Below are 24040 nucleotides of genomic sequence, written 5' to 3'. Positions count from 1 at the left end.
CCCCCCCCCCCCCCCCCCCCCCCCCCCCCCCCCCCCCCCCCCCCCCCCCCCCCCCCCCCCCCCCCCCCCCCCCCCCCCCCCCCCCCCCCCCCGCGCCTGTCAGGTCCGGGGTCTGTCACACAGATTCACGGTATCCGGATCGGCGGGTCCCGTGGCGGGCGGCAGAACACCCCAGGGATTCCCCCACCGGTACGCGATCGACGAGCAGTTTCCCCACGGGTGACCCAGGGTGGCGATCGGCGTCGGCACCCGGCTGAATCCGACGAAGTCCCCCTTCATCACGGGCGCCGCGGTCTGCGAGAACGCGCCCTGCTGATTCATCGCCTGGCCATTGTGGTACAGGTAATGGTCGGGCATGAGGCTGGCGTTCAGAATGGGCAGCGGCTCGCCGCCGGAGGGCGCGTGGCGGCGCACCGAGCCGTCCGCGCAGGCGAGGAAGTCCAGCTGCTGCCAGATGGGCGGCGCGTTGTAGAAGATGGAACCGGTGTTGCCGGTGCGGAACAACAGGTTGTAGATCTCCGCCGCGACCCTGGAGGCCGCCGGTGACATGGACGTCGCCGCGTCGATGCGGGACGCCCAGGCGCCGAACCGGTCCGGCACGGCCGTGCCGAGCATCGGGCCGTAACCGATGATGCCGCCCGAGACGTATCTGGCGTGCACACAGTCGCCGTCGCCGTTCGCCGGGTTACCCTGGTCGTCCACCACCGTGGCCTCGCCCTTGTCGGCCCACGCCCTGCCGGGCAGCCGGCCGGTGGAGTTGGGCGCGGCGGTCCTGGACCCCCCGTCGTGGCGGTTGAGATTCGCGGCGGTGTAGCCCAGGTCGGGTGGCGCGAATCCATAGCCCTGCTGGAACGCCGCCAGCGTCTCCATGACGAAGGCGGGCAGAACGGTGTCGCCCGTACGGTGTTCGAACTCCGTGGCCTCACTGCCGCTCACGATCGTCCCGGTGTCGTCCACCACGAACGACACCCGCACCCGGGATCTGACCTTGTAACTGGTGTCGTCGGTGTCGAATCGCGTGGGCTTGGCGGCGCTGGTCGGGCGATCGGTGTAGGGATTGGCGAAGTGGATCCAGTTGGTGATCGCCTTGCCGGGCGAATGCTGGACGGGATCGACGCCGGCCTCGACGACCTGCTGTCTCCACCGTTGCATCGCGTCCTTGAGCTGCGGCATGACACACGAGGTGGTGGGACCGCCCGAGCAGGCGGGGGCGGCCAGCACCTCACCCGTGACGCTCATCGCCCAGTCGTACAACGCCTGCCGGTTCTTCAGCGGCGTGTTGAGCAGCCAGGTGGACGCCACGTCGGAATCGATGTCCTGGTCCTCGTCGAACAGGGCGACGGCGTCGACCGAATGCTCCGCGAAGGTGCCGTGGACGGGCTGGAACGCGATGGCGTCCCAGACCACCGCCTGGCTTCCGTTCCCGTTCTCCATGACGGTGCTGAGCCGCACCACCGGGGCGGCGTCGAACAGGTAACCGCCCAGCGAGACCCACCGGTTGCCGGTCCCGTCCTGGTCGACCGTGCGGGTCCTCGTCCCCCTTGCGGTCTCGATCTCGTACTTCACCGCCTTGGCGGAGCCGTAGTGGTCGGGCAGGTGGACGAACACCCTGGCCGGGCCGTTGATGGCCTGGCCGAGCGTCCAGGTACCCGTGATCTTGAACTGGGTCTCGGCGCTCCTCCTCGCGTATCCGATCCACTGGTGGCCGCCGAAGCCGTTGCCGAGCTGCTGGAAGTCCGCCTTCGAGACCTCCTGCCCCGCCCCGTTCCTGCCGAAGGCGAGCGACAGCGTGCCGGAGTTGACCCACCCGGAGTTGTCGCAGCCGCCGCGTATCGCGGGCACCGAACGCGGCACGTCGTCGACGATGAGCGCCCCCGACGGAAGGCCGGGCGTGCGGCACGGGGTCAGGTAGTCGGCCGGTTCCTCCCTTTCCGTTCCCGCCCAGACCGCGTCGGAGTAGCGGATGGTCCCCTCGTGCCCGCACGCCGCCGTGCAGTCGGTCTTCCATGTCTTCGGCGCGTGCCACCAGCATTTGAAGTCCGCCCGCGTACATCGCCCGGGGGTGCTGTCGGCCGGTGACTCGTAGTTCGTCGTCCCCGGCTGGCATTCGTTGTGCTGGCCCCCGCTCGACGCGGGCAGGCAGAAGGCGTTGAGGTCGACCGCGAAGAGGTTCGCCTTCTGGACGACCGGCACCACGGCGGAGCGATAGGCGTCGCTGTTCCACCAGGCGGCGTTGTATCCCGCCTGCTCCTTCCAGGTGCCGGAAGCGGTGTCCCAATAGCTCTTCGTGATGGGCCAGGCCGCCCAGCCGAGCACCTTCTCCTGGTAGGGCCAGTACTGCGGCGTCGCGGCGTCGGCGTAGGTGTTGCCGTCCAGGAAGGGATGCCGGCCGGGCCGCCAGACGCCACTCGACGGGTTGTTGGTCCAGCCGAGGCCCCAGGCGCCGCCGTTCGCGGAGGCCTCGGCCTTCGGATGCCAGCCGGAGTTGTAGGCCCAGACGGCGTAGTACCAGCTCTCCAGCATGGCGGGATCGCCGTTGTTGGCCTTCATCGTCCCGCCGGTGTCGGCGTAGATCTGGTTCCACTTCTGCACCAGCGTCCGCAGGCCCGCGGCGATGTTGGTGACGTAGTCCACCGCCACCGCCTTCTGGGTGCCGGCCGGCCACGCGGTCTCGCCCGGGCGCTCCGAGCCGGCCTTGCGCATGCCGTCGGTCTGCTGTGATATCCCGTATCCGCAGTCGGCCTTGGAGAAGTCGATCGCCCAGTCGTTGGAAGGGTCGTCGTCATAGACGTCCACACCGTAGTAGTTGCCGACCAGGGGATTTCCCGTCTCGCCTTCCAGCGCGAGGCGTTGCGCCTGCCACAGGTTGGACTCCTGGGCCAGGATGCCCAGCATGATGTTGGTCGGCACCCGTCCTCCGCCCTGAAGGTCGCCGGCGGCGAACATGGTCTGCGGTGACCAGGACGGCAGCCCCGACCCCTTCCAGCCGGCCGGCCGCGACAGGGTCAGGCGTCTCATGACCAGCTGGTCCACCGCCCACTCCACCTGCCGCCAGTGCGGCTGGTACACCTGCACCAACGGGTCGTTCCTGGGAACGGCGCAGGTGTACCCCTCGTCCACCGTGCCGGCGGCCGCGGCCAGCCGGGGGTTGACGACCCGGCCGGCGTCGCCTTCCGGCGCCATCTCGGCGGCGGGCCGCACCTCGAAGCTCACGTCCGACTTGGTCGAGGCGACCGTCGCGGTGATCGCGATCGCCTCCGGTCCCGCCGTCGCACGACCGGCGCCGCTGATCCCCGTGCCCTGGGGGTTGTCGCGCGGCCCGTTCCGCAGGCCGCTCGGCACCACTCCGCGGATGACCAGCCCGCCGTCGGAGGAGACCTGCGCCTCGGCCTTCGCCGGCAGCACGGAGATGCCCTTCGGCAGCTTCTCGACCTCGGCCGGCGTCCCGACCAGGAAGGTCCTGCCGCCTCTTCCCCCGCGGACGGCGAGCCGGCCCGGCTCACCGGTGGCCAGGGTCCGGGTCTTCGTACCCCGGTGGTACCTGACCCGGACGAGCTTGCCGTGCGCCTCGGTGAACGTGACGCCGCCCTCGCCGTCCGCGCGCAGGTCGAACGGGACCGAGTCGCCGGTCGCGACGGTCGTGACCTTGCCCGAACCGGTGACCCGCACGACGGCGTCGCCGTCGACCGCGAGCAGGTCGTCGCCGGAGGGCACGGCGGAGGTGATCTGGCCGGGGACCACGGCCGCCAGTTCGACCTTCGCGCTGCCGGTGTCCACCTTCAGCAGGCGGCTGCTGTTCTTGACCTCGTCGGCCCCTTGGACGAGCGCGACGTCGCCGCCCGCGCCGCAGCCGGGGTTGAAGTACGCCAGCGTGACCTGGTCGCGCAGCTTGGCGACCGCACCGGTCGCCACGTCGACGACCGCGGCGAACGCTCCTCGGGCGAACAACCTCGTCCGGTTCGTGAAGTGGCGCGGGGCGTACACGACGACGACCTTCGTCCCGGAACCGGTCAGGCACGCGTTCCCGATCCAACGGTCGGTGTCCATGCCGGGCTCGCTCAAGGTGGTCAGCGTCCGCCATTGGTAGCCGGATCGCGCCTCCGCGACCAGCACGTGGAAACCGGTCGCGTCTCCCGCCGTGGCGACGGCCAGGTCCTTGGAGGTCTTCCACCCCTCCGGCAGCGTCTTGTCCCGTTCGGCGACCGCGATGGAGGAGCGATCAGGCGTGGCGGGATCCGAACCGGTCCCCGGTCTGTCGCCCGCCGTCCCGTCCGGCGCCGATTCCGCGACCGCGCTCGCGGTGGCGGCGCCGCCGGGAACCACGGTCGCGGGCCCGAAGAGCAGTGCGGTGATCATCAATACCCGAGCTGATGTGCTGACAGTCCGCAATAACACGTTGGCTCCGATGCAGGGCTGGAAGGCGCCTTCAGCGGCGCATCACGACGGCTCGGCCGGGCGCGTTTCGAGGGCCGGCGAACGGGTTTTCCACCGAACGAATGCATACGAAAGAGAAGGGGAGAGCACGAGTCGCGTTCGAAAGGCGCGGAGTACCGGCCGCCATCCCGATTCTGCATAGCGCCGGCATGCCGCTCAAGGATCTGACGGATCCGCGACAGCGTGCCGAATGAACCCTTGCCAATCAGACCGGCAGGTGTTATCAGCGGAAATGAGCGCGGACGTACGCGGAGGGAACCGGCTATCGGCCGCTGTGCGGCGTTCCGGCCAAGAAGCGGTCGGCCGCCAGCTCCACCACGCCGTCGCTGACCCTGACGATGGCGGGATACGCGCCGACCCGCATCGCCTCGTGGACCGACTCGCCCAGAGGCGCGACGCAGGCGACGACCATCCCGCGCGGCAGCCCGTCGATGACCTCCCGCACCTCGCGGCTCGACGGCGAACCCGCGACGAAGACGACGGGCGGCGCCTCCTCGTAGCTGATCTTGTGCAGGGCTTCCACCACGCCTTCGCAGGCATCGCAGTCCGGAGTGACGAACACGGCGAGCCTCGGTCCCACGGAGAAGTCCGCACGAGACAGCCGGGTGCCGTTCAAGGCGGTCACCTCGAATTCACCGACGACGTGCCCGGCTTCGGGGAGCGTCGAATGCTCGTCATGGTGCCCCGCTCGTTTCAACTCCCGCAACCGCCGCACGATGGCCAGCGTCACCGCCATGTTCGCCGCCAAGAGCAGACCCATGAACGCGACCGCGATTTCCAGCATGAGCGGGACCATAGGCGCGGCGCGTCCTTCCGCACCACGTGCGCCGATCAGGCGGTCGGAAACCCGACAGAGACCACGCCTTTCTGCGCCTTTTCCGAGGCCGTCGGCGGCATTGCCACCGGGAAGACCTGGCCGGGGACGAAAGCCCGCGACGATCGGGCGCGGGCCCTGGAAATGACTGTGGGCACCCTCCGTCAAGTGGAGAGTGCCCAGGTCATCGGCTGTCGCCGTGGTGCGCCGCCAGGGACTCGAACCCCGGACCCGCTGATTAAGAGTCAGCTGCTCTAACCAACTGAGCTAGCGGCGCGTTGACTACCGTGACTTTAGCAGTCCCGGCGAAGCTACGCACATCGGCGGGAGGTCGGCGTGCCGGTACCAGGGGGAAGCACCGGCACGCCGTTTCCCGGGGAGGCTCGGGAGCACAGCGGCTTCGGCCCGCCTCGATGTGCGCTGAAGGTCAGGGAGCGGAGACGAGCGCCAGGGTGGGCTCGGCGGGGTCGTGGTCGTACTCGCCCCATGCTCCGTCGGAGAAGGGCACCGGGAGGTTCTTCTTGCCCGGGCCGCCGCCCCACTTGGTGATGACGTAGTCCACCTTGATGTGGCCGGCGTCGAAGCCGGTCACCATCAGGTTGGAGTTGTTGAAGTCGCCGCCGGTCAGCTCGGCGAAGGTCTTGCCGTCGATGTCGAGCATGACACCGCTCTGGGAGGGGATGCCGGGGCCGCGGTCGCCGATGAAGAACGGCGCCTTCCTGCCCTTGTAGATCACATAGCCTTCGGTGCCCAGCGGCCAGCTCGGGCTCGCGAACAGACCCTTCTGCATCGGCTTGCCGATGGCCGGCAGACCGGTGTCACCGGCGCGGCCGGAGGAGTCGTCCCAGAAGTAGGAGGCCATGGTGGAGCCCTTCAGCATCACTCGCTGAGTGGCGACGGTGGTGGCGACGCCGTCCTTGGTGCGCTCCGGGGAGCTGGCGGCGTGGGCCGCGCCGGCCGTCCCCACCGCGGCGGTGCAGATCATCGTGGCGCCGATGATGCGGGAGACCATGCGACATCTGGGGGTGTTCGTGAAAAAAGACATGGGAGGTCAGGATCTTTCATCAGAAGACATGGGGACCCGGGCTCCGAGTTCGGTCAAGAGGGTTCGGCGCCGGGAGAGGAAAGCGTTCTCAACAGGCGCGAGCGGGCGACGAGGGCATGGTCTACCGCTGCGCGAACGCTTTCTTACGTGGGTCGGTCGGGGGGTGGCGTCGATGCCACCACGTCGCAAGGCTGCTGCGAGTCACCCGGTCGGTTGTTAGAAACCGACTTTTGTGCCGCTTCTGACGGCAAGATCCGGGTCTAGGGTAGCCCGGAGGACGGAGTGGGGCGGTGTGTCCACTCGAGTCTCCTCTCCAATGACGTCTACCGGGTTAGCTGACGGGTTCGGACGTGGAGTTCGCCCTACCGCTCGCGCGGATTCACCCCGGAAGGACTTGGGTCCCCGGTTCCCGTGGGCCGGGTAGGCCCGATGGGATTCGACGTTCGGACGGCGGCCTTCCGGCTGAAGACCAGGTCACCGTTCGTTCTGGTAGAAGACGTTACCGGCCAAGTCAGGACAAAGCAAACGAAGTGTCTACAAAGCATTAGAAGATCTACGTTACAGGCACGAAACACCACATATCGGGCAATTCTCCCCAACCGGGCGGCCGACGCGGGGGTCCGACGCGATACGGGTGTGACGGCTGTGACCACAAGGGAAGCGGTGCCTGCCAGAACGTCTTCGCACGCCCCTCCTGGGCCGTCATCGGTAAAGCCCTGGTTGGCGAACACCCGCCGGAGAAGGTGCCCGCCCGCCACCACAACGAGGGCGGCAGCTTCGCGGCGGAAGGGCGAGGGGCCTCGCGAGGGTGAAGGGCTCCGGGATGGCGAGCGGCTTCGCGAGGGTGCGGCTTCGCGAGGGTGAGGAGCTCCGGGAGGGTGAGCGGCTCCGGGAGGGTGCGGGGCTTCGGGCGACCGGGGGTGGACATGAGTCGGGGCCGGACAGTCCCCCGCCTGTCCGGCCCCGACCTTTCACGGTCCAGCGCCGATGCCTTCCCCCAAACGCATCGGGCGGTCCCGCTATACGGACGCGGTCCCCCACCGCGTCCTCTGGTGAAAGCTTCGCCGCGCCCTTCCGGGCGCCGGTCGCATCCCCCTTGACCTGCCTTAACACTACATACCGGGGCCTGAGGCGCTCGTCATCCCACGGTATAGATTCGGTCTAAGTCGCGGGCATGACCAGGTACGGGACGACCCGGCGGCCGGAGCGGCTATTCGGGCAGTTCGAGGTTGACCTCGACGCCCTTCTGCAGCGTCCGGCTGACGGTGCAGTGCCGCTCGTGCACCCGGTGCGCGACGGCGCGGAAGACCTCGTCCGCCTCGGCGTCGCCCTCGGGCAGCTCGACGTCGTAGGTGATCGTCATCGGTCCGAGCAGCGTGGGCTCGACCTTCTCGGCCTCGACCGTCATCGCCAGCCGCACGAGCCGGTGCCCGCGCTTGGCGGTGAGCGGCTCGACGGTCACGATGTTGCAGCCGCCCAGCGCGGCGAGCAACAGTTCCACAGGGGTGAACAGACCCTCTTCGCCGCTGCCGATGGGGATCTCCGCCCCGCGCCCGTTCCGGGCCACGAAGCCGCTCTCAGTACGCTCTACATTCACCGATGCCATAACTGGAGCCTAAGAGCGTGTCCGGCGTCCTCAGGCGTCGGGGTGCTTGGACAGGTACGCGAGGTACACCGGGCGCAGCGCTTCGCCGAGTTCGCCCTCGCCGGACGCCACGGCGTCGCTGAGCAGTGCCGACACCCGGCTGAGGTCGTTGGCCGTCTCCTCGGAGTGACCGCTCGCGGCCTCGGCCGCCGGGATCACCTTGAGAAGGTCCCACAGGAAGCCCAGGTCGCCGTGCGTGACCGCATAGCGCACCGCCCTGTCGTGCAGTTCCCTGGGCGACAGCGACTGCAGCTCGTCCTGATCCATACCGGCTCACCCCCTTGTAGCCCTTTCCCCCCGATCACAAGGGATATGCACATCCAGCCCCCCTGACGATCACCTCGCACACCTGCCCCGCGCTCGGACGCCCGCCCCGCCGCCGCCCTCCGGAGGCGGGGATAGGGCCGTCCGGCGACCGGCGGTCCCGGCGGCATCGATCTTCACCGGCGCGAAAAGCGCGTACACCAGGTCCTCACCCTCTACCGCCCGCCGTCGACTGGTGCCACCATCGAAAGAGTGAAGATCATCATCAAGATCCTTATCGTCGCGGGCGCACTCTGGGCGGCGACCCGCCTGATTCCGGGCATCACCGTCTCGGGGGGCACCACCGCGCGCACCGCCGGCACCCTCGTGGCGGTCGCCCTGATATTCGGCATCGTCAACGCGGTGCTCAAACCGATCATCAAGACGTTCGGCTGCGCCTTCTACGTGCTCACGCTCGGGTTGTTCGCCCTGGTGGTGAACGCGCTGCTCCTGCTGCTGACCAGTTGGATCGCCGAGCAGGTGGACCTGCCGTTCCACGTGGACGGCTTCTGGGCCGCCTTCCTCGGCGCCATCCTGGTCGGCGTGATCACCTGGCTGCTGGACATGCTGCTCGGCCTCAACGAGGACTGAGGGCTACCGCGCCGGCCTGCCGGCCCTCAACGAGCGCCGAGGTCGGCCACCGAGCCGCGCTCGCACAGCTCGGGCGCCTGGATGATCCTGCGCCTGCGGTGCCGGCCGTCCGCCGCCGCGGCCACCAGGCGGACGGCCGCGCGGACGATGCCGTCGATGTCCCAGTCGACCGTGGTGAGGCCCGGGGTGAGCAACCTGGACATGGGATGGTCGTCGTAGCCCATGACCGAGATCTCGCCGGGGATCCGCAGGCCCAGTTCGGCCGCCGCCGCGTACACCCCGTAAGCGATGGAGTCGGAGAAGCAGAACGCCGCGCTCGGCCGGGACGCGCCCGAGAGCAGCTCTCGCGCGGTCCCGGTCATGGCGGCCAGCCCGTGCGGCGCGGTCACCACCTCGATGTCCAGCCCCAGGCGCTCGGCCTCCGCCGTCACGTGGACGTCGGCCGGGCGGTCAGGGGTGCTGGGCCGGGTCGGAGTCAGGACGGCGATGCCGCGGTGCCCCTTACGGCGCAGGTAGTCGAGGGCCAGTGTGACCCCGCTGCGGTTGTCGAAGACGACCTCGCCCGCCGTCCTCGCGTCGAGGAGCGCGTCGCCGATGGCGACCACCGGAAGGCTCTCGGCCAGCTGTGACCAGAACTGCGCGGCCGGGTCGACCGGCTGCACGATCAGCCCGTCGACGCGCTGGTCGCGAAGCTGGAGCGCCAGCGCGCGCTCGCGGGCGGGGTCGCCGGCGGCGTCCAGGATCAGCGCGTAGCGGTCCTTGTCGCGCAGAGCCCGCCCCAGGCCGATGGCGAGCGACTGCTGCCAGAGGTCCTCCAGCGAGCCGCACAGCACGCCGATCATGCCGGTGCGGCCGCTGGCGAGCGCCCTCGCGATCGGATCGGCCTCGTAGCCGAGCGCCGCGGCGGCCCGGCGCACCCGCTCGATGGTCTTGTCGGAGACCTGCATGCCGCGCAGCGCGTACGAGACGGCCGCCGGCGACAGGCCGGTCGCCTCCGCCACCTCGCGGATCGTCGCCCGTTTACGCGGCTGGGAACGCGGCATCCGCCCAGCTTATGCCGAACCCCCCCGACCGGTGGGGTCCAGACCGTCTCGCAGCATGGACGGACGGTTGACGGGCGAAGAGGTGAAGCGTTTCACTGAAACGTATCAGTGAAACGATTCACAGGCGGCCCGACGAATAGCCAACTAAGCCAGTAGGTAATATAGGATGGCCTGGTCGACGAGGAGGTGTCATGGGGATCGACGTTCACCAGCACATCTGGACGCCCGGGTTCGTGAGCGCGCTGCGCCGGCGCGCCGCGCCGCCGTTCCTCTCCGGCTGGACGCTCTTCCTCGACGGCGAGGCGCCCTACGAGGTGAACCCCCTCGACCATGACCTCGGTCACCGGCTCGCCTTCAACCGCGACCACGGCGTCGGCCTGGCGCTGGTGTCGCTGTCGAGCCCGCTCGGCGTCGAGCACCTGCCGCCGGCCGACGCCTGGCCGCTGCTCGACGCCCACCACGAGGGGTCGCTGGCGCTGCCGCCGTCCTTCCGGGCCTGGGCCTCCACGTGCGTCAGCGAGATCGACGCCGGCCGCACCGCCGAGGCGCTGGACGCGGGCTTCGCCGGGCTTCAGCTCCCCGCGACCGCCCTGGCGGACGCCGCGGGCCTGGCCCGCGTCGCGCCGCTGCTCGACCTGCTCGAAGAGCGCGACCTGCCGCTGTTCGTCCACCCGGGTCCCGCCGCGGCCGCCGAGGGTCCCGCCTGGTGGCCGGCGCTGGTGCCCTACGTCCAGCAGATGCACGCCGCCTGGTACGCCTTCCAGGCGTTCGGCCGGGCCCGGCACCCCCGCCTGCGCGTCTGTTTCGCGCTGCTGGCCGGTCTGGCGCCCCTGCACGTGGAGCGCCTGATCGCCCGGGGCGGTTCCGGCCGCGGCACAGTCGACCCGGACGTCTTCCTCGAGACCTCCTCCTACGGCCACCAGGCCATCGACGCGATCACTCGCGTGGTGGGCGTGGAGGTCGTGGTCCTCGGCTCGGACGCGCCCTACGCCGCGCCCGCCCCCACGCTGCTCGGCGAGGCCATCGAGCAGCAGATATCCCTCACCAACCCCACGCGTCTGCTCGATCTGGAAGGAGCGGTGCACCGATGACCTGGGAATCCCTGCCCGACCGATACCTCGACAAGCACGAACTGCGCGTCCTGGTCGAAGACCTCGCGGCCCGGCCCGAGCTGTGGTCGCCGCACGTGGCCTTCGGAGAGAGCGGAGAGGCGCGTCACTACGCCTCGCTGCACCGCGACTCGTTCGTCGACGTCTGGGTCATCTGCTGGCGCCCCGAGGACGACACCGGCTGGCACGACCACGACGTCTCCTCCGGCGCCGTGCGGGTGGTGGCGGGCACGCTGAGGGAGTCCAACCCGCGCATCGGCGGCGCCCCGCTGGAGACCCTGGTGTCCGAGGGCGAGGTGCTGGCGTTCGGCCCCGAGCACATCCACCGGATCAACGGCCACGCCGAGGCGAGCGTGTCGATCCACGCCTACTCTCCCCCGTTGTGGCGCCTCGGCCAGTACTCCATCAGCGACGACGGCGTCATGCGCCGAGCCTCGGTGAGCTACGCGGACGAGCTGCGCCCCGCGGGCTCCGAGGCGCTCGTCTGACCGAGGCCGCCCTCGACGGGCATTTCGACCGCCATGGCGTCGCGGACGTGCCGCGCGATGCCGGGGTCGTCGCTGAACACCCCGTCCACCCCGAGCCCGTACAGCAGCCGTAGCCAGCCGGCGACGTCGCCGTGCGCGCTCGCGTACCGGGGCGCCGCCGGGTCGCCCCGGCGGAACGCGCCGGGCAGGTAGGCGTTCTCCGGCCGGACGGTCCAGACGTGGATGTCCAGGCCCTGGAGGTGGGCGTCGGCCACCAGCGTGGTGGCGGCGCGCAACCGGCCGTCGCGGTCGACGGGCTGTACCAGATGGGTCGGGACGCCGACGGCGTCGGCGTAGGAGGCGATCTCGGCGAGCCCCTCGGGGGTCGCCAGATCGCGGTAGGTGCGCGGGTCGCCCTTGACGGCCAGGTCGCGCGGCGCGCCGGTCGCCTCAAGGAGCTGGACCAGCCGCAGCCGCGTCCTGCCGTGCAGCGCCCGCAGGTTGCCGGTCTCGAACGACTGGACGAAGACCGGGTCGGTCCGCTCACGCCAGCCGTGCCGGTCGAGCGTCGCGAGCATCGGCTCCTCAAGCGGCAGCCCGATGGAGGCGAAGTAGCTCGAATGCTTGGTCTCGGCATAGACGCCGACGCCCCACCGCTTGGCCAGCGCCACCACCTCGTCGAAGGTGGCGATCGGCGCGAGGCCGTCGAAGGCGGCGCTGAGCGGGCGCAGGGCGGGCAGCCGCTCGACGGCGCGCAGGGTGCGCAGCTCGGCCAGCGTGAAGTCCTCGGTGAACCAGCCGGTGAACGCGCGGCCGTCGATCACCTTGGTCGTCCTGCGCGAGGCGAACTCCGGGTGCCGGGCGACGTCGGTGGTGTGGGAGATCTCGCTCTCGTGCCGGACGACGAGCACGTGGTCCTTGGTGGACACCAGATCGGGTTCGAGGAAGTCGGCGCCCATCGCGATGGCGGTCCGGTAGGAGAGCAGGGTGTGCTCGGGCCGGTACGCGCACGCGCCGCGGTGCCCGATGACGATCGGGTACGACCTCGAGACGGCACGGCGCGCGGAGAAGAGGCCAACAGACGCGGCGGAGAACGGGCCGGCCGCAGCGGACACCTGACCGGCCGTCACGGAAACCGGACCGGCCGTCGCGGACAGCGGACCGGCCGCGGCGGAGACCGGGTGAACCATCGCGGCGGTGAGGCCTGACGTGCCGGACGACGCGCCGGCGGATGCGGCGCCGCCCGGCAGCAGGGTCAGCATGCCGGCCAGCGCGCCGGCCACGGGCCATCGAACGCAGGTCACACTCGATGGTATGCCTGGTCAAAGGCCATGCTCTCGGCAGGACACGCGCGGCGGGACATACCGATGGGCACCGACTATCGGCGATCACCAGCGACCGCCCGCCTTTATCGGCAATCATCTCCACAGAGGAACGATCATCCCCGCGTACCAGTAGAACCGGCTGCCTTTCCGGCCAGATCAGCCCAGATCCGTCCAAATTCGTGGCGGGATCCGGCCGGATCCGGCGCGGACGTGTGGGCAGCGCGATCTCGGAGGCTTGCATGCAGGGCTTACCCCTTCCCCGCCGCGCCTTGCTCAAGGGCTTGGGTCTCGGCGCGCTCGCGGCGGCCGGCACCGCCTGCGACGTGGCCGGCGGGGACTTCCGGGGCGACACCGACAAGATCGTGATCGGCTTCGTGAGCCCGCAGTCCGGAGCGCTGGCCGGCTTCGCCTCCGGGGACGACTTCGTCGTGGACCGCGTGCGCCAGACCCCGCCCTACGCCAAGGGATTCACCGTCGGCGGCAGAAGGTACGACGTCGAGATCGTGGTCAAGGACAGCGTGTCCGACCCCCGCCTCGCCGCGCAGGCGGCCCGCGACCTCATCGCGCACCACAAGGCCGACATGATCCTCACCAGCTCGGCCCCCGAGACGACCAACCCGGTGGCGTCGGTGTGCGAGGCGAAGGGCATCCCGTGCGTGGCGACCGTCGTCCCCTGGGAGGCCTGGTACTTCTCCCGGCAGGCCGACCCGGACAACCCCCGCCCTTTCACCTACACGACCATGTTCTTCCTCGGCGTCGACCAGTTCGGCGGATGCTTCGTCCCGATGTGGGAGCGGATCCCCACCAACAAGGTGGTGGCCGGCATGTTCCCCGACGACCCCGACGGCAACGCCTTCCGGCGCGCCTGGCCGCCGATCATCGAGAAGGCCGGGTACACCTGGGTGGACGGCGGCGCCTACCGCGACGGCCGCGACTTCGCCCGCATGATCGCCAAGTTCCGGCGGGAGCGGTGCGAGATCTTCATCAACGCCCCGCTCACCCCCGACTTCAACCGCATGTGGCGGCAGGCGGCCATCGAGGGGTTCCGTCCCCGGCTGGCCACGGTGGCCAAGGTCCTGCTGTTCCCCTCCGACACCCTGCCCCTCGGCCACCTGGTGGACAACATCGCCACCGACTCCTGGTGGGGCCCGTACATGCCGAACACCTCCTCGCTGGACGGCGAAAGCGCCAAGAACCTCGCCGAGGCCTACCAGTCGGCCGGCGGCCGGCAGTGGCTGCAGACCCTCGGCTCGGTCTACTCGCTGTTCGAGATCGCGCACGAGGCGTTCACGAAGGTCGACTCGCCCCGGGACAGGCAGGCCGTCGCCGCGCGGCTGAGGACGCTCAACTACTCCGGCATGTCCGGCGTGCTGGACTTCTCCCGCGGGCCGGTGCCGGGCGTGGCCGTCCAGCAGCCCGTGGGGGTGCAGTGGAAGCGGGGCGTCGGGCGGTTCCCCTACGAGATGATGGTCGTGGACAACAGCCTCAACCCCGCCGTCCCGATCGGCGCCGACCTCGCCCCCACCAACCCCTGAGCGGGCCGTGGCGCCGGGGTCTCAGGTCCGCGGGTGAGCGGGCGGACGTCCGGCCAGCACGCCGGAGACGAGTTGCAGCCCGCACACCGCGAGCCCGGCGGCGAGCGGCGCCGTCCAGCCGCCCGAGAGCTGGTGCAGCAGGCCGATCGCGAAGGGGCCGAGGGCCGCGAGCAGGTACCCGGACGACTGCGCCACCGCCGACAGCGCGGTCACCGAGGCCGGGTCCGGCGCCCGCAACGTGATGATCAGCAGCGCGAGCGCGATCGAGGCGCCCTGGCCGAGCCCCAGGATGACCATCCAGAGCCACGGCAGCGTGGCCGGCGCGAACAGCACGCCGAGGTACCCGGCGATCGTCAGCAGCGCGGCGGCCACGATGTGCGGCACCTGCGTCCGGGCCCGGCCCGCGTGCGAGGGCACCGTGAGGGTGGCGGCGATCTGGGCGACGTTGGTGAGGGCGAGCAGGTAGCCGGCCTGGTCGGCGGGCAGCCCGGCGTCCCGGAAGATGGTGGGCAACCACGCCAGCATGATGTAGAAGGTCAGCGACTGCAGGCCCATGAACGTCATGACGTGCCAGGTGACGCGGCTGCGCAGCAGCTCGGCGTACGGCCGGTGCCCCGCTCCGCCGCGCCCGGCGCCCGCCCGCCGTCCGAACGCCTGGGGCGCCCACAGCAGCGCCGCGGCCAGCGCGAGCACGGCCACCGAGCCGGCCGCCGCGCGCCAGCCGTATCGCTGCTCGATCGGCACCATCAGCGCCGAGGCCGACGCGGCGCCGGCCACCAGGCCCGAGACGTAGACGCCGGTGAACAGCCCGACGCGCTCGGGGAAGTGCTGCTTGACCACCCCGGGCATCACCACGTTCATGATCGCGATGGCGGCGCCGGCGACGGCGGAGCCCGCGTAGAGGGTCACGACGCCGCCGAGGCCGCGCACGAGCGTGCCCGCGGCCAGGATGAGCAGCCCGATCAGCAGGGTGCGGTCGAGCCCCGCCCGGGTCGCCAGCGCGGGCGCGACCGGCGCCAGCAGACCGAGGCAGACCACCATGACGGTGGTGATCGCCCCACCGGCCGCGGGCGTCAGGCTCAGATCACCCATGATCTCGCTGAGCAGCGGCGACACGCCGGCCAGCGCCGGCCGCAGGTTCAGTGCGGCGAGCACGAAACCCGCGACCAGCAGCACCCGCGCCGCGCCGGACCTTCCGCCGAGGCCGGGAACGGACGCCCGCCCGCGCGCGGCGGCGGGGCGGGGAGACCGTGACCCTTCTCGTTCCGGTTCTGGGGCGGTGGACGGGGAAGTCATAGACCCCGGAGCCTACCCGTGGCCATCAGTACACCCGCGGCCGGCCATCGGCGCAGGTGGCGGTGACCATCAGAACGGGTACGGGGCGATGTCGCCCTGCATGGTCACCCACTGGGTGTCGGTGAACGCCTCGATGTTCGCCCGGGTGCCGCCGAACCTCGACCCCGTGCCGGAGGCGCCGACGCCGCCGAACGGCGCCACCGCCTCGTCGTCCACGGTCTGGTCGTTGATGTGGACGATGCCGGTGGGGATGAGGTCGGCGAGCGCCAGCCCTTTCATGGCGTCGCGCGTGAGGATGCCCAGCGACAGCCCGTACTCGCTGTCGGACGCCAGCGACGCCGCTTCCTCCAGGGACGAGAACGGCATGACCGGGGCGACCGGGCCGAACACCTCTTCCGCGTACGCGGGCGCGGACGCCGTCAGGTCCGTGAGCACGGTCGGGCGGTAGAACAGCCCCTCGTAGGTGCCGCCCGCCGCGAGCCGCGCGCCGCTGTCGACGCTGCCGGTGACCAGCGCGTGGACCTTGTCCCGCTGGCGGTGGTCGATGAGCGGGCCCAGGGCGACCTCCTGGGTGGCCGGGTCGCCGACCGGCATGTGGTCGGCCTTGGCCGCGAGCCGCTCGACGTACTCGTCCTTGATCGACGCGTGGACGAGGTGGCGTCCCGCGGTCATGCAGATCTGGCCCTGGTGGAAGAAGGAGCCCCACGCGCCGGCGGAGACCGCGAGGTCGAGGTCGGCGTCGGGCAGGACGACCAGCGCCGAGTTGCCGCCCAGTTCCAGGTGGACGCGCTTGAGGTGCCGGGCGGCCAGTTCGCCGACCTTGCGGCCCGCGGCCGTGGAGCCGGTGAAGGAGACGACCCGGACGCGGGGGTCGGCGACCAGCGCCTCGCCGGTGTCCGCGCCGCCGGGCAGCATGTGCAGCACGCCCGCGGGCAGCCCGGCCTCCTCGAAGACGCGGGCGATGGCGACGCCGCCGCAGACGGCGGTGCGCGGGTCGGGCTTGAACACCACGGCGTTGCCGAGGGCGAGCGCCGGGGCGACAGACCTGATGCCGAGGATCAGCGGCGCGTTGAACGGCGAGATCACGCCCACCACCCCCACCGGCACGCGGCGGGCGAGGCTGAGGCGCTTCTTCGCGGTCGGCAGGATCTCGCCGGGCGGCTGGGAGGCCAGCGCGGCGGCCTCGTAGCACTCCTGCGCGGCGACGTAGGTCTCGAAGCCGGCCTTGCCGGGGATGGAGCCGGACTCGCGGATCAGCCAGTGCTGGATCTCGGCGGCGTGCTCCTCGAACAGCCGGCCGGCCCGGCGCAGGACGGCCGCCCGCTCCTCGAACGACGCGGCGGCCCACTCGCGCTGGGCCTTGGCGGCCCGCTCTGCCGCGGCGGCGACATCGGCGGGGCCGGCGACTCCGGCGCGGCCGATCTCCTCCCCGGTGGCGGGCTCGATCACCGGCGCGTCACCCGCCTGGGACCGCGCCCATTCGCCGCCGTAGACCGCTCCGGACCAGATCTTGGGTTCGAGGAAATCCATGGTCAACACCCTTTCTGTGGTGCTGTGGCGCTGTGGTGCCGTGCTTCGGTTTCGTCGGTGGGGCGGCTGCGGGGGAACGCTCCAGGCGACTGCGGAAGGCGACATGCCGTTCGCAAAACGAACGATCGTTCCGAGTGAGAACTTTTCACTGCAAGCTATCCCCGCCGCAAGATCGCGTCAATGTCCGAAAACACCATTAGCGCGACGCGCCATGACGGCCCGCACGCCAAGACCTGCCGGTCACCTGGGAACGTCCGTCCGGCGAGCCGGTTCTCCTGGCCGCCTGCTATAACCGTCTCGGACCACTCGCACCCCGCCGGTACGAACCGCGCGGGGTCGCCTGATCGCCTGCTGGTACAACGGTCACCGCGGAAGGGGCCCCGAACATGGCGGAGGAGTACGTCCAGTCGCTGGCCCGCGGGCTGGCGGTCATCCGGGCGTTCGACGCCGCGCACCCTGAGCTCACGCTGAGCGAGGTGGCCCGCTCCACCGGGCTCACCCGCGCCGCCGCGCGCAGGTTCCTGCTCACGCTGGTCGAGCTCGGGTACGTCCGCACCGACGGCCGGCTGTTCGCGCTGTCCCCGCGGGTGCTGGAGCTCGGGTACGCCTACCTGTCCAGCCTCTCCCTGCCCGAGGTCGCCCTCCCCCACCTTGAGCGGCTGGTCGCCGAGGTCCACGAGTCCGCCTCTGTCTCGGTGCTCGACGCCTCCGACATCGTGTACGTGGCCCGCGTGCCGACCACCCGCATCATGCGGGTCACCATCAGCATCGGCACGCGCTTCCCCGCCCACTGCACCTCGATGGGCCGGGTGCTGCTGGCATGGCGGCCGCCCGACGCCCTTGAGTCGTACTTCGCCGCCGCCGGCCTGGAGCGGCGCACCGCCCGCACGATCACCTCGCGCGAGGCGCTCACCGCCGAGCTCGAACGGGTGCGGGCCCAGGGGTGGGCCATGGTCGACCAGGAGCTGGAGGAAGGGCTGCGCTCGATCGCCGCGCCCATCCGCGACCGCGCCGGCCAGGTCGTCGCGGCCGTCAACCTCTCGTCGCACGCCAGCCGCACGTCCGTCGAGTCCGCCCGCCGCGACCTGCTCCCCTCGCTGCTGGCGACCGCCGCCCGCATCGAGGCCGACCTGCGGACCACCGCCGGCCCCCACCGCACCGTCCTACCCGCCACCTGACAGGCCGTCCGACCGGCCCCGGCGTCGAGTCCCCGATTGCTCGCTCATCACCTCAGGGCCGCCGATAGGGCGATGCAGGACACCCTCATCGAGAATGGCCCAAAGCATCGGAGGCTCGCTGGCGTCTGAGCTCACGACGAACGCCGTCGTCCACTCCGACTCCCGTGACGGCGGATTCATCGTCATCACCCTGGCGCAGTGTGACCAGACCGTCCGGCTCACGGTGCGGGACGCGGGGGCCGGCACGCGGCCGTGCGTCTCCAGAGATCTCGACGGCGAAGGAGGACGCGGGCTGTTCCTCGTGGAGCAGATCTCCCAGCGCTGGGGAGTGGACGAGAACCTCACCGGCCGCGCCGTCTGGTGCGAGGTCAAGTACTGAGACCGGCCCACGCCCCCGGCGGGAGCCCGGACGCGAGGTGGGGCGCCGCCGCTGATCCGGCCTTCCCGCAGGAACCTCCGGCAGGAATCTTCCCGTAGCGGTCTTTCCGTCGGGACGGGGCCGGAGGTGGCCGGGGTAGCGTGATTTCGTGACGCGAGGAAAAGGGGGCTCGCGATGTCCGACTTCCAGGAAGTCACCAGCCGGATGGTCGATGCCATCAACGCGCACGACCTTGAGGCGCTGGCGCACTGCTACACGAAGGATGCGCTCTACATGTCGCCCAGCGGCAAGGGGGAGGGCCCTGACGAGATCGGCTCCTTCTGGGCGTTCTTCCTGGCCGCGTTCCCGGACATGCGATTGACGCCGTGGGTGAAGTTCACGCACGAGGACACCGTGGTCATGGAGTGGATCCTCACCGGGACGCACACCGGGCCCTTTCTCATGCCCGACGGCGAGGTGATCGAGGCGACCGGCCGGGGGGTGTCCATCCGGGGGTGCAGCAGCCGCGTCTTCCAGGACGGCCTGATCACCATGCACTGCATCTACTACGACCAGCTGGAGCTCCTCACCCAGCTCGGCGTCCGCCTCGTTCTCCCCGAGCCGGAGTGACGGCCTCGGACCGCCCGGCGCCCGGCGGGTCTCTCGCTACGGCGACGGATCGGCGGCAGCCGTACGAGGGGGCGTCGACCGGCCGCGCGTACCGGTGGATCAGCCGGTGTGCACCGGTGCAGACGCGGCGGGCCGGGGCTCGGGCCGGAGATGCGGCGCCAGGGCGAGGGCGGCGAGGGTGCCGGCGGCCCCGATGATCCCGATGGCCAGATGCGCGGGGACCAGTTCGGCGATCGCGCCCGCCAGCGCGGCGCCCAACCCCTGGGCGGTCATCTGGCCGGAGGTGAACAGCCCGAACGCCTGACCGAGCGCGTCGGGCGGCGCCGCGTCGACGAACCGCCGTTGCAGTCCGAGGTTGTAGGCCAGGCACACCCCTGTCAGCACCGCGAGCGCGAGGCACCAGGTAAGCGAGGGGCGGGCGGCGAACCCGGCCAGCGGCACCCCGGCCGCCAAGGCCAGCGGGAGGGACAGGCGCTCGCGCAGGGCGGGCGCGGCGAACCTGCCGACGACGAAGTCCCCGAGCGCCATCCCGACCGCGAACGCCGCGAGCACGACTCCCGCCTGGGACGGCGCGCCCCGTTCGCTGAGGTACGGGATGACCAGCGCCTCCGCCCCGGCCACGAACATCACCGGAACCCAGCCGCACAGCAGCAGCCCCCGGAAGCGCCGGTCGGCGAGCAGCCGGCGGTTCACCCGGAGCGTCGCCAGCACCGCGTTCCCTCCATCGCCCGCCACCGGACCGCCGTCGTCGCCGGCACCCGCCCGCGCCCGCTCCCGGTTCGCCCGTACGTACTCGCGGCCCCGCGGGCGGGTCACCCGGGCGGGACGGTCGGGAAGGCCGAACCGGAGGATGACCGCGCTGATCGCGGACAGGGTCGCGGTGATCAGCAGGGCTCCCCCTGGTCCGGCCAGCGCCAGCACGGCGCCGCCGGCGGCCAGGCCGGCGATCTGCGCGGCCCCCGCGGTGACCGTGAGCACCGAGCGGCCGAGGACGAACGCGTCGCCGGGGAGCAGCTCCGGGAGCGTGGCGGTGCGCGCCGCGCCGAACACCGGGTTCAGCGCCCCGGTCAGCACGACGAGCAGCAGCATCGCCCACACCGGCAGCCCGGCGAACCCGAGGATCAGGCAGACCGCGACCCGGACCAGCTCACCTGCGATCATCAGCCGCCGGGGGCGTACCCGGTCGGCCAGCGAGAGCAGGAACGTCCCGCCGACGACGTAGGGCAGGAACCCGCTCATGTAGGCCATCGCGGACAACCCGGCGGAGCCGGTCCGCCCGTACACCAGCGCGGAGAACGCGAGCATCTTGACCGAGTCGCCCGCCACCAGCAGCGCGAAGCCGCCGAACAGCACCCGGAACTCGGAAACGGCGAACACCTCGCCGAACGTGGCCTGACGCTTGTGATCTGTCTGGGTCATCCACACCTCCCGTGACGATGCTGTGGTCCGCGGCCGCCAGTGGCTAAGGTTTCGGAAATAGCCGAAAGATCAGATCTGGCCGAGTGGGCGGAGGTATGGGGTGACGTGGGAAGAGTGATGCGGATCGAGGTGACTCCGCAGGACGTCATGACGAGCCGATTCGCCGTCTCCCGGCTGATCGAGACCATGCACGCCCTGTGGCTGCTGTCGGGCAGCCATGAGGCGGGCGTGCACCGGCCGTGGGTCGAGCGGAACCGGCCCGCCTACGAGCGGCTGGGGGAACGGCTGCCCGCGCTGCCCGCACTGATCTCGCTGTTCCGGCGGGGCCAGTACAACGCCGACTTCATCGCCCCTCCCCCGACCGGGGTGAACGTCGCCTTCGAGAACGAGCTGGCGGTGATGCGCGCCACGCCCCTGGCGCAGGCCCGCGAGGAGATCGCCAGGAACCTGCGCGGCGGCCCGAAGCCGTCGCGGGAGGCCATGGCCGTGCTCCAGCGGCCCGACATCGTCGAACTGCTCGCGGACGTCCTGCGAGCCACCTGGGAGGAGATCATCGCGCCCGGCTGGCCGCGCTTCCAGGCGATCCTCGAACGCGACGTCGCCCACCGCGCCGGGCGCCTGGCGGCCTACGGGTGGGCGGCGGCGCTCGACGACCTCAACCCCCGGGTGCGCTGGCGCTCGGACGGCGGCACCGGCCACATCGCGGTACGCCTGGACGTCGACGGCGACGACGAGCGACACCGGCTCGACGGCCGCGGGCTGCTTTTCGTCCCCAGCGTCTTCGGGCCGGGGGTGGGAGCGTACCTGGAGGACGCCTGGCCGTACGCGCTGGTCTACCCAGCCCGCGGCCTCATCCCGAACGAGATGCCGTCGCGAGGGCTGGCGCGGCTCATCGGCGGCACCCGCGCGGCGATCCTGCTGAGGCTCCCGGCCACCACCACCCAGCTCGCGGCCCTGCTCGATCTGAGCCTCGGCGGCACCGGCGACCATGTGGCCGCACTCCGCGGCGCGGGCCTGATCAGCGGCACCCGAGTAGGACGCTCGGTGGTCTACCGCCGGACCCCTCTCGGCGACGCTCTGACGGAAGGCGGCTGAGCCTTTCCATCCGACGTGGCGACGGAAGAACCGCGCGAGGCCGGCGAGGCGTGCCGCGCCGAAGCCGGCGTCCTGCGCGGTCATGGATCTCGGAGAGCGCTTTCACCTCGGATGGCGGACCTCATCTCGGCCGGCGGCCTCCGATTTCGGGCAGGGTCCTCATCTCGAATAGCGGACCTCAGTTAAAACCGACGTTTCACCTCGTCGAGAACGCGCTCCGCCGAATGCTTTTCGGGGATGGCGGCGGACGCTTATGAACACCGATTCTCACATCAGCTCCAGGCGGGAAGCCCGCGACCCGTGCGATCTGAGATTCGCCAATCCAGACCGAAAGTATCGGGATTCTGCCGAAACTTCTGGGAGAAGCGCGACAGCACGTGACGGCTGGCGTCCTGTCTTCATAGCGGGCGGCCGCCGTCCTTCGCCCGACAGGCGATCGGCCTCTTCACTACGAAAGTTTCATCCTGTGCGACCGGAGCGGGCGCGACCCTTCCCCTGGCCAGCACGTGCGGAGGGCACGTCCCACGGGCCCGGCGTCCGGGGCCGCGAAGCAAGTTACTTGACATCCGCAATGAGGTCGTATTTGCTCCCTTGCACTACACCTGATACAGCGCGCAAACGACATACCGATAAGTCCTGTAAACGTTAGCGCTCACATTTCGGTTCCGGTTTCGCAGCCCCCGGCATTCGATGCCGCTGATGGAGAGGAACGCAGAACATGTCGTTATCGTCGGCCCGGTCCCTACGGCCAGAGGGAATCGCAAATGCTCAAGCATAGGTCAATATTCGGGGCCGTGGCGCTCGCGGCGGCCGTCGTCCTGGTGACGGGGCACGCGGCGATGAGCAGCGGCAGCAGCACGGGAGCCTCGGCGTCCGCCGCCGCGCTCGCGGGTACCGCGGGATGCGGGAAGAATCCGACGCTGACCAGCGGAACGCGGAACATCACGACCAGCGGCAAGAACCGCCAGTACATCCTGCGGCTGCCCTCGAACTACAACAACAACACGCAGTACCGGCTGTTCGTCGGCCTGCACTGGCTGAACGGCACCATGAACGACGTCGACTCGGGCGGAAGCGCCGGAGCCTCCTGGTCGTACTACGGGCAGCGGCAGCTGTCGAACAACAATGCGATCTTCGTCGCGCCGCAGGGCTTCAACAACGGCTGGGCCAACAACGGCGGCGAGGACGTCACCTTCGTCGACGACATCCTGCGCCAGGTCGAGTCGGACCTCTGCGTCGACACCTCGCTGCGCTTCGCCATGGGGTGGAGCTACGGCGGCGCCATGAGCTACTCTCTCGCGTGCTCGCGCCCGAACGTCTTCCGCGCGGTCGCGGTGTTCTCCGGCGCGCAGCTCAGCGGCTGCAACGGTGGCACCCAGCCCGTCGCCTACATGGGACTGCACGGCATCACCGACAACGTCCTGAACATCTCGCAAGGCCGGTCGCTGCGCGATACGTTCGTCCGTAACAACGGCTGCACCGCGCAGAACCCGCCCGAGCCGAGCCAGGGCAGCCGGTCGCACATCGTCACCGCCTACTCCGGATGCCGCGCCGGATACCCGGTCGTGTGGGCCGCGTTCGACAACGGCCACCTGCCCGACCCCGTCGACGGGACCTACACCGGGAACGGCGCCCAGACCTGGACCAAGGGCGAGGTGTGGAAGTTCTTCTCCCAGTTCCAGAGCACCTCCACCGACCCGACGCCCACCCCGACGCCGACCGTGACCCCGACCGTCACCCCGACGCCGACCGTCACCCCGACCATCGGGACCGACTTCCGGCTGCGCAACGAGGCGGCGGGCCGGTGCGTGGACTCGCCCAACAGCGCCACCGCCAACGGCACGCTGATGCAGATCTACGACTGCCACACCAACGCCAACCAGCGCTTCACCTACAACTCCGGCCGGCTGCAGACGCTCGGCAAGTGCCTGGACTCCCCGACCAACGCCGGCTCGGGCACCCGCGTCCAGATCTGGGACTGCCACACCAACAGCAACCAGCAGTGGACGTTCAACTCCAACGGCACCATCACCAACGGCGCCAACAACCTCTGCCTCAACGCCAACGGCACCGGCAACACCTCCACCGTGACCGTCAGCTCCTGCAACGGATCCGCCAACCAGAGGTGGACCCGGGCATGATCACCCGCTAACCGATGACGGACGCCGGGTCCGGGCGAAGTTCGCCTGGGCCCGGCGCGCTTCGCGTGCACGGCGGCCGGGA

20 protein-coding genes, 1 tRNA gene and 1 riboswitch are annotated in these 24040 nt (G+C 70.7%); of the genes, 9 read left to right on the top strand and 12 right to left on the bottom strand.

Going from position 1 to position 24040, the window contains the following annotated elements; all coding sequences use genetic code 11:
• Positions 1–99 precede the first annotated feature (99 nt).
• From ACZ6QO_RS36200 to ACZ6QO_RS36175, 6 genes are all read right to left on the bottom strand, one after another.
• Entirely contained in the window at positions 100–4356 is a 4257-nt protein-coding gene (locus ACZ6QO_RS36200; RefSeq protein WP_465857756.1) for a golvesin C-terminal-like domain-containing protein, read from the bottom strand.
• A 340-nt stretch (positions 4357–4696) separates the two neighbouring features.
• Positions 4697–5218: a hypothetical protein gene (locus ACZ6QO_RS36195; protein WP_465857755.1), complete on the bottom strand. Its 522-nt coding sequence runs from the start codon at positions 5216–5218 to the stop codon at positions 4697–4699.
• 230 nt (positions 5219–5448) lie between these two features.
• Positions 5449–5525, bottom strand: a tRNA-Lys gene (locus tag ACZ6QO_RS36190).
• A gap of 150 nt (positions 5526–5675) precedes the next feature.
• Positions 5676–6293 carry a hypothetical protein gene (locus tag ACZ6QO_RS36185; RefSeq protein ID WP_465857753.1) on the bottom strand — a complete coding sequence of 206 codons (618 nt, stop codon included), beginning with the start codon at positions 6291–6293 and terminating at the stop codon, positions 5676–5678.
• 304 nt (positions 6294–6597) lie between these two features.
• Positions 6598–6739, bottom strand: a riboswitch (cyclic di-AMP (ydaO/yuaA leader).
• A gap of 764 nt (positions 6740–7503) precedes the next feature.
• The gene (locus ACZ6QO_RS36180; RefSeq protein WP_465857751.1) at positions 7504–7899 is read right to left on the bottom strand and encodes an OsmC family protein; all 396 of its coding nucleotides are present in this window, start codon (positions 7897–7899) and stop codon (positions 7504–7506) included.
• 30 nt (positions 7900–7929) lie between these two features.
• A complete protein-coding gene (locus ACZ6QO_RS36175) occupies positions 7930–8205 on the bottom strand; it encodes a hypothetical protein (RefSeq protein ID WP_465857749.1) in 276 nt (91 codons plus the stop codon).
• A gap of 249 nt (positions 8206–8454) precedes the next feature.
• On the opposite strand from ACZ6QO_RS36175, the gene ACZ6QO_RS36170 reads away from it, so the two are divergent.
• Positions 8455–8832: a phage holin family protein gene (locus ACZ6QO_RS36170; RefSeq protein WP_465857748.1), complete on the top strand. Its 378-nt coding sequence runs from the start codon at positions 8455–8457 to the stop codon at positions 8830–8832.
• Positions 8833–8858: 26 nt separating this feature from the next.
• On the opposite strand, the gene ACZ6QO_RS36165 is transcribed toward ACZ6QO_RS36170, so the two are convergent.
• On the bottom strand, positions 8859–9875 hold the full coding sequence (locus tag ACZ6QO_RS36165; protein WP_465857746.1) for a LacI family DNA-binding transcriptional regulator: 1017 nt from the start codon (positions 9873–9875) through the stop codon (positions 8859–8861).
• Positions 9876–10066: 191 nt separating this feature from the next.
• Between ACZ6QO_RS36165 and ACZ6QO_RS36160 the strand changes: the two genes are divergently transcribed.
• Both ACZ6QO_RS36160 and ACZ6QO_RS36155 read left to right on the top strand, forming a co-directional pair.
• Positions 10067–10966, top strand: a complete 900-nt coding sequence (locus ACZ6QO_RS36160) for an amidohydrolase (RefSeq protein WP_465857745.1) — start codon at positions 10067–10069, stop codon at positions 10964–10966.
• Complete coding sequence (locus ACZ6QO_RS36155; protein ID WP_465857744.1) at positions 10963–11472, top strand: cysteine dioxygenase; 510 nt, start codon at positions 10963–10965, stop codon at positions 11470–11472. The genes ACZ6QO_RS36160 and ACZ6QO_RS36155 overlap by 4 nt, the downstream gene beginning before the upstream one ends.
• On the opposite strand, the gene ACZ6QO_RS36150 is transcribed toward ACZ6QO_RS36155, so the two are convergent.
• Complete coding sequence (locus ACZ6QO_RS36150; RefSeq protein WP_465857742.1) at positions 11427–12755, bottom strand: glycerophosphodiester phosphodiesterase; 1329 nt, start codon at positions 12753–12755, stop codon at positions 11427–11429. The two genes, ACZ6QO_RS36155 and ACZ6QO_RS36150, sit on opposite strands and share 46 nt — an antisense overlap.
• 260 nt (positions 12756–13015) lie before the next feature.
• Between ACZ6QO_RS36150 and ACZ6QO_RS36145 the strand changes: the two genes are divergently transcribed.
• Positions 13016–14311 carry an ABC transporter substrate-binding protein gene (locus tag ACZ6QO_RS36145; RefSeq protein WP_465857741.1) on the top strand — a complete coding sequence of 432 codons (1296 nt, stop codon included), beginning with the start codon at positions 13016–13018 and terminating at the stop codon, positions 14309–14311.
• Between the two features lie 21 nt (positions 14312–14332).
• On the opposite strand, the gene ACZ6QO_RS36140 is transcribed toward ACZ6QO_RS36145, so the two are convergent.
• Together ACZ6QO_RS36140 and ACZ6QO_RS36135 are read right to left on the bottom strand one after the other, a co-directional pair.
• A complete protein-coding gene (locus tag ACZ6QO_RS36140) occupies positions 14333–15487 on the bottom strand; it encodes a CynX/NimT family MFS transporter (RefSeq protein ID WP_465857739.1) in 1155 nt (384 codons plus the stop codon).
• 189 nt (positions 15488–15676) lie between these two features.
• Positions 15677–17137: a benzaldehyde dehydrogenase gene (locus tag ACZ6QO_RS36135; protein WP_465857737.1), complete on the bottom strand. Its 1461-nt coding sequence runs from the start codon at positions 17135–17137 to the stop codon at positions 15677–15679.
• A 386-nt stretch (positions 17138–17523) separates the two neighbouring features.
• Here ACZ6QO_RS36135 and ACZ6QO_RS36130 point away from each other — a divergent pair, with 386 nt between their 5' ends.
• Entirely contained in the window at positions 17524–18315 is a 792-nt protein-coding gene (locus ACZ6QO_RS36130; RefSeq protein WP_465857736.1) for an IclR family transcriptional regulator, read from the top strand.
• Here ACZ6QO_RS36130 and ACZ6QO_RS36125 read toward each other — a convergent pair.
• Positions 18301–18423, bottom strand: a complete 123-nt coding sequence (locus ACZ6QO_RS36125) for a Scr1 family TA system antitoxin-like transcriptional regulator (RefSeq protein ID WP_465857734.1) — start codon at positions 18421–18423, stop codon at positions 18301–18303. The genes ACZ6QO_RS36130 and ACZ6QO_RS36125 overlap by 15 nt on opposite strands.
• Between ACZ6QO_RS36125 and ACZ6QO_RS36120 the strand changes: the two genes are divergently transcribed.
• Together ACZ6QO_RS36120 and ACZ6QO_RS36115 are read left to right on the top strand one after the other, a co-directional pair.
• Positions 18410–18694 carry an ATP-binding protein gene (locus tag ACZ6QO_RS36120; protein WP_465857732.1) on the top strand — a complete coding sequence of 95 codons (285 nt, stop codon included), beginning with the start codon at positions 18410–18412 and terminating at the stop codon, positions 18692–18694. The genes ACZ6QO_RS36125 and ACZ6QO_RS36120 overlap by 14 nt on opposite strands.
• Before the next feature lie 174 nt (positions 18695–18868).
• Positions 18869–19303 carry an ester cyclase gene (locus tag ACZ6QO_RS36115; protein WP_465857730.1) on the top strand — a complete coding sequence of 145 codons (435 nt, stop codon included), beginning with the start codon at positions 18869–18871 and terminating at the stop codon, positions 19301–19303.
• Between the two features lie 99 nt (positions 19304–19402).
• Here ACZ6QO_RS36115 and ACZ6QO_RS36110 read toward each other — a convergent pair whose 3' ends face one another.
• Positions 19403–20722 carry an MFS transporter gene (locus ACZ6QO_RS36110; RefSeq protein ID WP_465857728.1) on the bottom strand — a complete coding sequence of 440 codons (1320 nt, stop codon included), beginning with the start codon at positions 20720–20722 and terminating at the stop codon, positions 19403–19405.
• 117 nt (positions 20723–20839) lie between these two features.
• Between ACZ6QO_RS36110 and ACZ6QO_RS36105 the strand changes: the two genes are divergently transcribed.
• Together ACZ6QO_RS36105 and ACZ6QO_RS36100 are read left to right on the top strand one after the other, a co-directional pair.
• Positions 20840–21817 (top strand): ArsR/SmtB family transcription factor, encoded by a 978-nt coding sequence (locus ACZ6QO_RS36105; protein WP_465857726.1) that lies wholly within the window; start codon positions 20840–20842, stop codon positions 21815–21817.
• 764 nt (positions 21818–22581) lie between these two features.
• Entirely contained in the window at positions 22582–23958 is a 1377-nt protein-coding gene (locus tag ACZ6QO_RS36100; RefSeq protein ID WP_465857724.1) for a ricin-type beta-trefoil lectin domain protein, read from the top strand.
• Positions 23959–24040: the final 82 nt, after the last annotated feature.

It is taken from the genome of Sphaerisporangium sp. NPDC049457, assembly GCF_055586705.1.
Note: the sequence above shows the minus strand (reverse complement) of the source record. Positions and strands in the feature narration are given on the sequence as shown.